The sequence below is a fragment of the Chelatococcus sp. HY11 genome (assembly GCF_018398335.1).
GTDB lineage: Bacteria > Pseudomonadota > Alphaproteobacteria > Rhizobiales > Beijerinckiaceae > Chelatococcus.
In genome coordinates, this window is sequence record NZ_JAHBRX010000002.1 from 1761257 (window position 1) to 1773461 (window position 12205).

Sequence of the window (12205 nt, forward strand, 5' to 3'; positions counted from 1 at the left end):
TGGACGGTCCGCCGGGTGGAGCGGCGATGCTCAGGTGGCGATGCGCTGGCCTGCTGCGGCAAAGTCGAGATTGGTCGGCTTTGGCAGATGGCACCCGTTGCCCGCGGTCGGCGCGATGGCGTCGCTGACCGTTTCCAGCTGGAAATCGCGTGCCCAAGCCTTGCCATAGCGTTGCAGCAGGAAGCCAAAATGGATGCTGCCCGCGTCCTCCGGCACGTCGAGCACCACTTCGCAGGCGGTCCACGCCCCAGTGCCGCGCAAGGCGCCCCGCTCCTTGCGCTCCAGCATGTTGTCGAAGCGCAGGACACTGCCGGGCTGCTTGTCGACCCGCATCCAGATCGCGCTCGCGTCCGCGTCCTCCGTGCGCAGCCTGGCGGTCAACCGCACCCGATGGCCTCGATAGGGTGCGGCGATGATGCTTTGCATGAGGACGCCGAAGCAATCGCCGGGCAGGACGAAGCCACTGTGGCGCGCATGCCGGCATGCGATGAGCGCCGTTCCGGCGTGGGCAGGGTCGAGGCCCAACCGATAGTGCTTATCATGGCCATGGTTGCGGACGGCCTGCCATCCCTGTGGGAGGGTTAGCGGAGCGTCATCGGGCATTGCGGCGGCGATATGCGCGGCAAGTACGTTCCAGTTTGCGCAACCGAACTGCCGCGCCACAAGTTCAAGGCAATCGCTGTGTGATAAGGGGATGGCACGCTCGCCAAGCGCTGTACGTAGCGTCCTGGCCATGATCTTGGCATCGAGAAAGCTATGCATGGTCTGATCCTGTGCACGGAGGGCCCTGAAGATCAGTGCTCGCCTTGCTGACGAATGGCCCGTCGCAAACAGGGATCATCCATAAGAAACCGTGCATTCACCATTCCCGGATGGGAGCGAGCGGCAGGCTGCACGAGCCTTGGATGCAATCTGGGTGATTCTCCGGCGCAGCGTCAACGGCCAATAGCACCGAATTCGTCCTCTTTGCCGCGACGCATCATCGGGCAGGGGCGACGGTCAAATTGGCGCGAGAATCGCTTGACGGCAGCGTAGTCCCCGATGGCAATGGAGCATTGCATGGCGGTGATCTGAGGGGACCTTGCAACGTGTCAGGAACGGTTGAAATCGTTGGCGTGACGAAGCGCTTCGGGTCGCATCTTGCGGTCGATGACATTTCCTTCGGGATCGGCAGCGGGGAGTTTTTCTCGCTGCTGGGGCCGTCGGGCTGCGGCAAGTCGACGACGTTGCGGATGCTGTCGGGTTTCGAGGCGCCCGATGAAGGCGCGATCCGCATCGCCGGCCAGGACATGACCGACGTGCCACCCTATCGGCGGCCGACCAACATCGTGTTCCAGCGCTGGGCCCTGTTCCCGCACATGAGCGTCGAGGCCAACGTCGCCTTCGGGCTGGAGGCGGAGGGCCGGCCGCGCGCCGAGATCCGCAGCCGGGTCGGTGACGCGCTGGCGCTCGTCGGCCTTTCGGGCTTCGCCGGCCGCAAGCCGGGCCAGCTCTCGGGCGGGCAGATGCAGCGCGTGGCGCTGGCGCGCGCCCTCGTCAAGCGGCCGAAGGTGCTCCTGCTCGACGAGCCCCTGAGCGCGCTCGACCTCAAGCTGCGCCACCAGATGCAGATCGAGCTGAAGCGCATCCAGCAGGAGATCGGCACGACCTTCATCTTCGTCACCCATGACCAGGGCGAGGCGCTCGCCATGTCGGACAAGGTGGCGGTGATGAATGCCGGGCGGGTGGAGCAGATCGCCTCGCCGCAGGAGCTCTACGACGCGCCGGCGACGCGCTTCGTGGCGGGCTTCATCGGCCATGCCAATCTGCTGCCGGTGACGGTGGAGGGGCCGGCCGCAGAGATGGCGGCACATGCGGCGGCACATGTGGCGGCTCCTGCGGCGGCGGCCATGGCCAGCGGGCTTGTCAGGGTGCGGCTGGGCGACCTCGCCTTCACGGCGGTGGCGCGCGAGGCGCTCGCCGGCGATGCGACCCTGGCGCTGCGCTTCGAGCGGGTGCGCATCGGCGCGGCCGGCGGCAGCACCCCGGGCACCGACAATGCAGGATCGGCGCGGGCGACCGGCGTGGTGCGGCAGATGATCTTCGGCGGCTCGACCGTGCAATATGTGGTGGGGCTCGACGCCGCGCCGGTGGAGATCACCGCCGAGCAACCCCACGGCGCCGGCGCCACCGTCTTCACCCAGGGCACACCCGTCACCCTCACCTGGGAGCCCGCCGATGGCCGCCTCTTCAAGCCGTGAGGGCGGCCATAGTGAGGAGGGGCAAGCCCGCAGCAGACGGATCTGCTCTGGGGGCAACGATCAGCCGAGAGGTTCCGTTCCCAGCCTTTGTCATCCCCGGCGGCGCGTAGCGCCGGGAAGGGGATGACATAGAGGAACCCGTGCCGACCTTGCCTGCAACGCGATAGCCAGGATTTGCGCCGGCTATCCTAGGCTGCCGCCTTGAATCTACCGCCCCCATTGCGCGTTCGGATGCACATAGATGCTCTCGCCGCGCTCGCCCTCGCGGCCGTCGGAGGTGAAGCGGTGGTCGGCGGGCGGGTGGGCGCGCTGTTCACAATCGAGCCGCGGGCAGATGCGGCAGCCGACGCCGATCGGCACAGAGAGCGCCGGATTGTTGAGGTCGATGCCATCCGAATAGATCATCTGCGTGGCCTGGCTGACGTGACAGCCGAGGCCAATGGAGAAATGTCGCCGGGGCGCGTTGTATTGCGGCCCGCTCTTCGTCTGCGTCCGCGCGATGCAGAAGTAGCGCTGTCCTTCCGGCATCTGGCTGATCTGCACGTTGATCTGTCCTTGTTGCAGGAAGGCGCCGTAGACGTTCCAGCGCGGACAGGCGCCGGAGTGGCGGGGAATATGGATTCCTGACAGCGAGAAGCGCTTGGAGATGTTGCCGGCGATATCCGTGCGCACGAGATGCAGCGGAATGCCGGCCTGGCCCGGGCGCTGAAGGGTCGTCATGCGGTGGCAGACCTGCTCGAAGCTGACCCGGAAACGTCGGCCGATCCGCTCGATGTCGTAGCGCGTTTCCCGGCAGGCCTTCAGGAACGGCTCATAGGGCATGATCAGCGCGGCGGCGAAATAGCTGGCGAGCGCATTGCGCGCCAGCACGGGCGCGTCGGCGGGCAACTCGCTTTCGCCGATCAGTCTCTCTATATCGAGGGTGGCCGCCAGAAGGCCCAGATGATGGGCAACGGCGAACAGGCTCGTCTCCGCCGGCAGGGCCTCGGCCGTCAGGATTTCGCGCCCCGGCGTGTCGACGCGCTGCATGATGCCGGGCGGCAGGGTGGCCAGACGCCAGTTGAGCCCGAAGACGTTGAACAGATAGGAGCGCAGGCCATGCTCCAGGTTCTCCGACATCTGGTCGATGTCGGCGCGCACGCGCTCCGCCGCCGCCTCGAGCGTCGGAAAATGATTGGCGTTGAGCTGGATGAAGTCGGAGACGGCATCGGTGGCCACATGATGCCCCGTTTCGGCGGGCGCGCCCGTGCCGAGCCTGCTGTTCGTCTTGAGTTGGCGATACTGGTCGAAGAGACGCACGACGGCCCGCCCGACGGACGGATTGGAGAAGGCAAAATCGCGGATGTCCTGGTTGGTCAATGCGCTTTCCGCGAAGAGGTCATCGCCGAAGATCTCCATGAGATCACCGGTGAGGCGCGTTTCGTCGCTTTCGACGAGCTCCCCCGGCTCGACCCGGAAATGGCCGGCGATCTTCATCAGGAGCGGCACGGTGATGCGCCGCCGGTTGTGCTCGATGAGATTAAGATAGCTCGCCGAGATGCCGAGGATATCCGCAAGCTCCGCCTGCGATGTCCTGGCCTGCCGGCGCAGCCGCTGGATACGGGCGCCGATCTGCGGATTGTCTTTGGCCATGTCATGTCCCGACAGCGCGATTTACAAAAACGGACGGCGATCTTTACAAGGATTTACAACTTAACACCCTCATATCGTTATATATCTTGCCATTCGGGCGGGCTTGTCAAATATTTACTGACAGCAAACAGCGAGGTTCGTCATGAACATTCAGCAGCCCCACGACGAGACGGAATTCGTCACCATCATCGGCGCCGACATGACCGAGATCCACCGGACCTTCCAGGAACAGGGGCTCTCCGGGCGCCAGTTCGCGATCGTCCATCGCGCCGGCCGGCACAGCTTCACCATGGCGAATGCCGATGGCGGCCAGCCCATGTTCGGCGGCCAACAGCTGATCGCGGCGACCTTCGCGCGGCGGGCGGCCGGTTGAGGCCTCCATCCTGATCGACAAGCTTCATCAACGACCGACCGTCGCATTGACGCCGATCAATGTCGTCTACATCTCAATCCCTAGGTTGAGCGAACAGACCGGTACAAGGAGATGACATGTCGAATACGCCCCATACGCTCGGCGAGGAATTCCCCGAGCAGCTCGAGGCCATCCATGCGCTCAAGGTGAAGGACGCGGCCTTCGCGAAGATCCTTGAGGACTATGATGCGGTGAACGACCAGGTTCACCGGGCGGAGACCAATATCGAGCCCGTCAGCCAGGAGGTCGAGACGGCCCTGCGCAAACAACGCCTCGCCTTGAAGGACGCCATCACGAACGCCCTCGCTGACGCGAGCTAAATCGCGGCGCACAGGTGCCGATGTGACACCATATCGGCATCGCCGCTATCTATCCGGTCTCCGCGCCGCCGCGAGGCCCTCGCATTCGCTAGGCCGCTCAGACAAGGCCGTGGCGATCAACCGTGTCCACCGCCTCGCTCACCTGGCGGCATGCCCGTCGAGAAACAGGCGATAGGCCGGATTGTCGGTTTCGTTCCAATAGGGGCAGTCGAGCGTGTCGAGATAGCGCTCGAAGGCCGCCTGTCCGCCATTGCGAACCTGTACCCCGGCAAGCACCCGCCCGTAGTCGGCGCCGTGATTGCGATAGTGGAACAGGGAGATGTTCCAGTCGGGCCTGAGACCCTCCAGGAAGGCGAGCAGGGCACCCGGGCGCTCGGGAAACTGGAAGCGATAAAGCTGCTCGTCCTCAAGCTGCGCGACGCGTCCGCCGACCATATGGCGTACATGGAGCTTGGCGAGCTCATTGTCGGTCATGTCGATGACGGGGAAACCCTTACCTGTGAGATGGTCGACGATGTGCTGCTTCTCCCGGTCGCCGTCCGAGAGCTTCACGCCGACGAAGATCCGGGCGTCGGCGCCGGGCGCATAGCGATAGTTGAACTCCGTGATGGAACGGTCGCCCAGCGTGCGGATGAAGGCGCGGTAGCTGCCCGGCTCCTCGGGAATGGTGACGGCGAGCAGCGCTTCGCTCCGCTCACCGATTTCCGCGCGTTCCGCGACATGGCGCAGACGGTCGAAATTGAGATTGGCGCCTGAGTTGATGGCGATCATCACCTTTCCGAAGGCCGCATTGTCCTCGCAATAGCGCTTCAGTCCCGCGAGCCCCACCGCGCCGGCCGGCTCGGCGATGGCGCGCGTGTCGTCGAAGATGTCCTTGATCGCCGCGCAGATCTCGTCGCCGGTCACACGGACGACGCCGTCGAGCAGATCGCGGCAGAGCCGGAAAGTCTCGGCGCCCGCCTGGCGCACCGCGACGCCGTCGGCGAACAGGCCGACATGCTGTAGAACGACACGCTCACCCGCCTCGATGGCGGCCGCCATGCAGGCTGCGTCATCGGGCTCCACGCCCATGACCTTCACGTCAGGTCGGAGGAATTTGACATAAGTGGCGACGCCGGCTGCCAGTCCGCCACCGCCGATCGGCACGAAGACGGCGTCGAGAGGGCCGGCGCATTGGTGCAGGATCTCGACGCCGATGGTGCCCTGGCCGGCGATGACATCGGGATCGTCATAGGGGTGGACGAAAACGAGGCCGTCGCGCGCCACGAGCGCTTCGGCGTGGACGCGCGCCTCGTCGAAGGTATCGCCGTGGAGAACCACCTCGGCTCCATGGCTGCGCACGGCGCTGACCTTGATGCCCGGCGTGGTGCGCGGCATGACGACGATGGCGCGAATGCCAAGCCGCGCCGTTGCCAGCGCGACGCCCTGGGCATGGTTGCCCGCCGAGGCGCAGACGACACCACGGGCGCGCTCATCCGCCGAGAGCCGAGCGATCTTGTTATAGGCGCCGCGCAGCTTGAAGGAGAAGACCGGCTGGAGATCCTCACGTTTCAGCAACACCTTGATGCCGAGCCTTTGGGACAGGCGCGGCATCGGGTCGAGCGGGGTTTCCACCGCAACGTCATAAACGGAAGCGGTCAGGATGCGCTTGATGTAATCCAGCATGGTCATGCAATCGCCCGTGTGCCGGACATCGCGGCGACATCCAGGGGATGTCGGCGCGCAATACCGCACCACGAGCATCCTCATTGTGGCGGACAGGACAGTCACGGAAGATGCGCCTTCGCGACCTCCCGATCGCGACTGGTCTAGTGCCGGCCGACCGAGGGGTCAATAGCTTGATGCTTGGCTGGATTCTTTCTAAGATCAAGCACTTGCGAGGACTTAATACTAAGCTTGGCGAAAAGCCCCGCAAGAGGTCTTGCAAGAAGCCTTGCAAGAAATCTTGGAGGAACGTCGGCTGTGACGCGTCTCAGTTCGACGCGTCGATCTGCAGGATGGCCTCGACTTCGACCGTCATCCGGTTGGGCAGCGAGCCCATGCCGACGGCCGAGCGCGCATGGCGGCCAGCCTCGCCGAACACCTCGACGAAGAGATCCGAGCAGCCATTTATGACCTTGGGGTGATCGGCGAAATCGGGTTCGGCATTGACCATGCCGAGCAACTTGACGACGGCTTTGACGCGGGAGAGATCACCCAGCGCGTCCTTGGCGACCGCAAGCAGGAGCAACCCGGAGGTGCGGGCATCCTGATAGCCTTGCTCTATAGTCGCGTCCTTGCCGAGACGACCGACGCTGTAGCCGCCGCCCGGCTGGCGCGGACCCTGCCCGGAGAGATACAGCATGTCTCCGATGATGCGGCAGGGCACATAATTCGCAATGGGTTTTGGCGCCGCCGGCAACGTGATCCCGAGCGCAGCCAGTCTGTCTTCCGGTGTCATGTCGATCCTCCCCTTGTCGTCGCGCCTGCGCCACGAAGGCTGAGGCAAGGTCTAGGCTGAATCGGCCTTCAAGGATAGCCCGAGCCGGTCATCCCGGGGCGTTGCTTCGTGGTGAGCCCGGGAGACACGCCGGGGGAGGGATCGGGCGTTGCAGAGTCTAAGATGACACAGAGTCTCCGGCGCCAAACACTGCATGCCGATAGGCGCTGAGCTCAACCGGGTATTGCCGTCCAGCCTCTGTCCCGCGTGCTCAAGCCGGAAGCGTCGCCTTGGCGGGACGCGCCGCCCAGGCCTCGACTTCAACGAGATACTCGGGGCTGATCAGCGCCGCGACATAGGCGAACATGCTGGCGGGCGGTTCGTCGTGATGGAAAGCCCGCCAGATCTCGACATAACGCTCGCGGGTCACCGGTTTCGTCAGCCACATGTTGATCTTGAACACGGCGCGATGGTCGAGGCCTTCGCTTTCGAGGATCCGCGTGACATTGGCGAAGGCATTGGCGAGTTGCTCTTCGACCGTGTCCGGGAGATGGCCCTCCTCATCGAGGCCGACCTGTCCCGCTATCGCGAGAATGTCGCTGCCGGCCGGAATAACCGTGAGGTGATGATAACGGCCGACGGGTGGGGCGAGGTTCGGCGGGTTCTTGCGTTCGATCATGGTCTTGTTCGCTTATGCACTGAGGATCTTGGCGCGGGTGGACGTTTGTGCGTGACCGGCCAGCGGCGCCGGCGCCCTGACGAGACAGGCGGCTTCCGTACCGGTCGGAACCGATTGCAGGCTGGGGCGCATCGTGTCGCAGGGCTCAATCCGGATGGGGCAGCGGCTGACGAAGGGGCAGCCAACAGGCGGATTGAACGGGCTCGGCAGGTCGCCCTTGAGGATGATGCGCTCGCGTGCGCGCTGCGCCCGTGGGTCCGGCAACGGGATCGCCGAGATGAGCGCCTGGGTATAAGGATGGCACGGATGATCGAAGAGGACGCCCGTTTCCCCGCGCTCGGCGACAGTGCCGAGATACATGACGATGACCTCGTCCGCGATATGGCGGACGACCGACAGGTCATGCGAGATGAAGAGATAGGCGAGACCGAGCTCCTTCTGCAGAACCATGAGCAGGTTGAGGATCTGCGAGCGAATGGAGACGTCGAGCGCCGATACCGGCTCGTCGAGCACGAGCAGCTTTGGTGACAGCGCAAGCGCCCGGGCGATCACGACGCGCTGGCGCTGGCCGCCGGACAACGCGTTGGGCGTGCGCTCGGCATAGGCGGCGGGCAGCCCGACCCTGTCGAGCAGCTCCGCGACCCGCTTGCGCCAGTCCCGCTTGCGCCATCCCTGCACGATCAGCGGTTCGGCGATGCTCTCGCCTATCGTCATCTTGGGATTGAGAGCCGCGCTCGGATCCTGGAACACGATCTGCATTTCGGTTGCGAGCGCGCGGCGAGCCTTCCTGTCGAGCCGCGCTATCTCGCGCCCCTCAAAGAGGATCGAGCCTGATGTGACCGGTTCCAGCCCGATAATGCCGTAGGCGGTCGTGGACTTGCCGCAGCCGCTTTCGCCGACCAGGGCAATCGTGCGCCCCGCCGGCACATCGAATGTGATGCCGTCGACGGCTTTCACGACGCCGTTGCGGCCGTCGCGCACCGGAAAATGAACCTTGAGATCGCGGACGCTGAGGAGCAGCCCTGCGGCGTTCATCATGCGCTCTCCCTCAAGCCAGTTCCGCGACGCGGTCGGTGTGCCAGCACGCTGCCGCGTGAGCCGGCGTTCCGACAGGGTTGAGCGGTGGCCGCGTCTCGCAGATCTCGCTCTCCAACGGGCAACGGCTGCGGAAGCGGCACCCCCGCGGCCACTGGTCGACGCTCGGTACGATACCTTCGATCGTGCGCAAAATCTCCTTGCGATGTCCATCGAGGCGCGGAACCGTTGCCAGCAACAGGCGCGTATAGGGATGCGCCGGCTCTGAAAACACCGCGTCGGCCGTCCCTTTCTCGACGACACGTCCGCCGTACATGACAGCGACATCGTCAGCCATTTCGGCCACCACGCCCATGTCGTGAGTAATGATGATGATCGAGGTGCCCACCTCGTCGCGAAGCCGCTTCATGAGATCGAGGATCTGGGCCTGGATCGTCACATCGAGCGCCGTGGTCGGCTCGTCGGCGATCAGGAGGCGCGGGCGGCAGATGAGCGCGGCGGCGATCATGACACGCTGGCACATCCCGCCGGACATCTCGAACGGATATTGGCCGGCGCGCCGCTCCGGGTCCGGAATGCCAACGCTCGCCAGCATCGCGACAGCCTCGCGCCGCGCTTGCCCATGCGACAACCCGCGATGCAGGCGCAGCGCCTCCTCGACCTGTGTGCCGACACGCATCAGGGGGTTGAGCGAGGCGATCGGCTCCTGGAAGATGATCGACGCGCGATTGCCACGGATGGTCTGCAATTCGCCATCGGAGATGCGGATGAGATCCGTGCCCTCGAGATCGATCGTGCCCCCGGTGACGCTGGCGGCCTTGGGGAGAAGACGCAGGATCGAGAGCGCGGTCAGGCTCTTGCCGCAACCGCTTTCGCCGACGATCGCCAGAATGCGTCCCGCATCGGCCGTAAGCGACACGCCGTCCACCACGTTGACACCGGCGATCGCGATGCGCAGGTTATCGATCGCGAGCAGGGGCTCGTTGCCACGGGCGGCGATGTCAGCGGCCATCGGGTGCTCCGACCGCGACAGAGGCCCAGGGGCTTGTCGGATGAGCCATGCCGATATTGTCGGCGCCCTCGCGCATGACGGCGGAGGGGACCGCGAAATTGACGGGATAGAGCGTATCCTCGACGATCTCCACGGGATAGCGCGTTCCGACTCTGGCCGCGACGCCCCGATCAGCCTTGGTATTGACGCGGATGGTTGGCGTGCTCGCGTCGAGACGCGGCGTATGGAAGGCTTCCTCCAGTGTCAGCCCACGGTCCGCCATATAGGACATGATCTGGAGCACGGTGGGGAAGATGGTCCGTCCGCCGGCCGCGCCGATCGCGAGCAGCGGCTGGCCCCGCCGGCTCGCGATGAGCGGGCACATGTTGGCGAGCGGCTTCACCCCTCCCTTGATCGCATTGGGCTGGCCGGGGCGCGGGTCGAACCACATCACGCCATTGTTCATCAGGATACCGGCGCGCGGCAGCACCACCTTGGACCCGAAGCGCGACAGCAGGGTGTTGGTGAGCGAAACCATCGTGCCCTTGGAGTCCACGACGCTGAGATGGCTGGTGCAGCCCGCCGCAGGCGTCGCCGCATGGCCCATCGTGGTCAGCCGCTCCTCATAGGCCTGTCGGATCGCCGTGGCATAGGCGAGCGCGGCATCGGCCATCGGCACGCTCGCCGCGAGATCATGCTTCGCGAGCCGCCGGCAGGCGTCGAGGAAGGTCGGCCCGCCGCTCAGGCCGGGAATGACGTGAATGTCGAGGTCGCGGTAACGGCCGGTTGCGGGCGCCCGCCAGACAGGGCGGTAGTCGGCGAGATCCCGTGCGTCGATAACGCAACCGCCGTCCGTGAGATCAGCGAGGAGGGTGCGGGCTACCTCGCCTTCATAGAAATCTCGCGCGCCGGCATGGGCGAGGCGCCTCAGGAGCTTTGCCTTTTCGGGCATGGGGCGGAAGTGGGGATTATTGGCGTCGCCGGCGCGGGGCGCCCGGCCGTTTTCGAGAAAAAGGGCCGCGCTCGCCGGATAGTGGGCGAGGGCCGCCGCCTCGACCGCAAGCGAAAGGGATGTGAACCAATCGACTTCCAGCCCGCGTTCCGCATGGGCGATCGCCGGCTGCAGCGCTTCCTCCCAGGACAGGGTGCCAAAGCGCGCCAGGGCTTCCGCGAAGCCGGCGATCGCGCCGGGAACGCACATGGAGGTATAGCCGGAGACGTTGCGCTCACCCTCGACGGTCGGCCAGTCGAACCAGTTGCCGATCTTGGCGCGGGACAGGGGATAATCCGCCGGGTCGAGCGCGCGCGGCGACATGACGTTGAAATCGAGCGTCGAGACCTCGCCAGTCGTGCCATCGGCATGGAGCAGGAAACCGCCGCCGCCGATGCCGGAGAGCCAGGGCTCCACAATGCTGAGTACCAGCGCCGTGACGATGGCCGCGTCCATGGCATTGCCGCCACGGGCGAGAACGGCGGCGCCCGCTTCCGCCGCGTAGCGGTTCTGGGCGGCGACGAGACCGTGGCGGGAGCGCACGGCCGGCTTGTGGATCGAGAAGGTCTGCATGATGTCTATCTTCCGAAACGCCGATCGGCGATCGGCTCGGGCGTTCTCACGGGGACTGTGAACCGCGCGGCATTGGTGGAACTCGCGTGGTAGGCGGCTATCTCGCCGACAGTCGCGATCCAGGCCCCCGACGTCGCCGTGATGCGCGTCAGCAGCCGCTCCAGCATGCGGATGCGATGGGCGCGCCCTGAGATCCAGTCATGGACGGTGAGCATCAAAAGGCCGCCTTCGGCATGCAGCATGTCCCATTCGTCGAGCCAGTTGTCGAGGATGGGCTGGGTTGCCTGTGGGGGCCAGGCATCGGCGCCGCCGCCGAGGAACTTGAAATAGATCGCGTCGTCGATCGCCCACTGCACCGGCACCTCGACCACATCGCCGATCGTATAGGGATGGTCGAAGCCGGAGAGCGAGCTGTCATACAGCCCGTACTTTCTGATCTCGGCCAGCATATGCGGCGTCATTTCCCAGGCCGGCGAGCGAAAGCCCTTCGGCTTGATGCCGACCTGCGCCTGGAAGATCGCCAGGGAGGCTTCGAGCGCGCCCGTGAACTCGTCGTCGGAGACTTGGGAAACGATCTCATGGAAATAGCCGTGCAGGCCGATCTCATGGCCGCGCGCGACGAAGGCGGGCAGGAGGTCCGGGTGCTGTTCCGCCACGGCGCCGGGCACATAGAAGCTTGCCTTGACCCCGAAGCGGTCGAGCAGATCGAGGATCCGCCAGATGCCGACGCGCGGCCCGAACAGCCGCTGCTCCATATGGCCGAGCAGGCGTGACGGCGGCTCGTCCCGGACGTTCCACAGAAGGGGCGCGTCCGCATCCACGTCGATGGAGAAGGCAAAGGCGCTTTGCTTGCCCTCCGGCCAGACATAGCGCGGTGAGGGATTGGCGCGGGAAGACTGATCAGGCATTTCGG

12 protein-coding genes are annotated in these 12205 nt (G+C 65.3%); 3 read left to right on the forward strand and 9 right to left on the reverse strand.

Annotated features, from left to right (window positions below; genetic code table 11):
• Positions 1-30: 30 nt before the first annotated feature.
• A complete protein-coding gene (locus KIO74_RS28855; protein WP_213338851.1) occupies positions 31-762 on the reverse strand; it encodes a glyoxalase superfamily protein in 732 nt (243 codons plus the stop codon).
• Positions 763-1088: 326 nt separating this feature from the next.
• Here KIO74_RS28855 and KIO74_RS28860 point away from each other — a divergent pair, with 326 nt between their 5' ends.
• Complete coding sequence (locus KIO74_RS28860; protein ID WP_213338853.1) at positions 1089-2240, forward strand: ABC transporter ATP-binding protein; 1152 nt, start codon at positions 1089-1091, stop codon at positions 2238-2240.
• Between the two features lie 207 nt (positions 2241-2447).
• Here the strand turns inward: KIO74_RS28860 and KIO74_RS28865 are convergent, their stop codons facing one another.
• Positions 2448-3872 carry a helix-turn-helix domain-containing protein gene (locus KIO74_RS28865; RefSeq protein WP_213338854.1) on the reverse strand — a complete coding sequence of 475 codons (1425 nt, stop codon included), beginning with the start codon at positions 3870-3872 and terminating at the stop codon, positions 2448-2450.
• 142 nt (positions 3873-4014) lie between these two features.
• On the opposite strand from KIO74_RS28865, the gene KIO74_RS28870 reads away from it, so the two are divergent.
• Both KIO74_RS28870 and KIO74_RS28875 read left to right on the forward strand, forming a co-directional pair.
• On the forward strand, positions 4015-4245 hold the full coding sequence (locus KIO74_RS28870) for a hypothetical protein (RefSeq protein ID WP_213338855.1): 231 nt from the start codon (positions 4015-4017) through the stop codon (positions 4243-4245).
• A gap of 116 nt (positions 4246-4361) precedes the next feature.
• Positions 4362-4604, forward strand: a complete 243-nt coding sequence (locus KIO74_RS28875; RefSeq protein ID WP_213338856.1) for an HP1242/YdcH family protein — start codon at positions 4362-4364, stop codon at positions 4602-4604.
• 138 nt (positions 4605-4742) lie between these two features.
• Here KIO74_RS28875 and ilvA read toward each other — a convergent pair whose 3' ends face one another.
• The 7 genes from ilvA to KIO74_RS28910 form a co-directional block, all read right to left on the reverse strand.
• Entirely contained in the window at positions 4743-6269 is a 1527-nt protein-coding gene (gene ilvA / locus KIO74_RS28880; RefSeq protein ID WP_213339328.1) for a threonine ammonia-lyase, biosynthetic, read from the reverse strand.
• Between the two features lie 307 nt (positions 6270-6576).
• Positions 6577-7044 carry a RidA family protein gene (locus tag KIO74_RS28885; RefSeq protein ID WP_213338858.1) on the reverse strand — a complete coding sequence of 156 codons (468 nt, stop codon included), beginning with the start codon at positions 7042-7044 and terminating at the stop codon, positions 6577-6579.
• Positions 7045-7294: 250 nt separating this feature from the next.
• On the reverse strand, positions 7295-7702 hold the full coding sequence (locus KIO74_RS28890; protein WP_213338864.1) for a RidA family protein: 408 nt from the start codon (positions 7700-7702) through the stop codon (positions 7295-7297).
• Positions 7703-7714: 12 nt separating this feature from the next.
• Positions 7715-8737, reverse strand: a complete 1023-nt coding sequence (locus KIO74_RS28895) for an oligopeptide/dipeptide ABC transporter ATP-binding protein (protein WP_213339330.1) — start codon at positions 8735-8737, stop codon at positions 7715-7717.
• A gap of 13 nt (positions 8738-8750) precedes the next feature.
• The gene (locus KIO74_RS28900) at positions 8751-9749 is read right to left on the reverse strand and encodes an ABC transporter ATP-binding protein (RefSeq protein ID WP_213338865.1); all 999 of its coding nucleotides are present in this window, start codon (positions 9747-9749) and stop codon (positions 8751-8753) included.
• Complete coding sequence (locus KIO74_RS28905; RefSeq protein ID WP_213338866.1) at positions 9739-11292, reverse strand: gamma-glutamyltransferase; 1554 nt, start codon at positions 11290-11292, stop codon at positions 9739-9741. The genes KIO74_RS28900 and KIO74_RS28905 overlap by 11 nt, the downstream gene beginning before the upstream one ends.
• Before the next feature lie 5 nt (positions 11293-11297).
• A complete protein-coding gene (locus tag KIO74_RS28910) occupies positions 11298-12200 on the reverse strand; it encodes a polysaccharide deacetylase family protein (protein ID WP_213338867.1) in 903 nt (300 codons plus the stop codon).
• Positions 12201-12205: the final 5 nt, after the last annotated feature.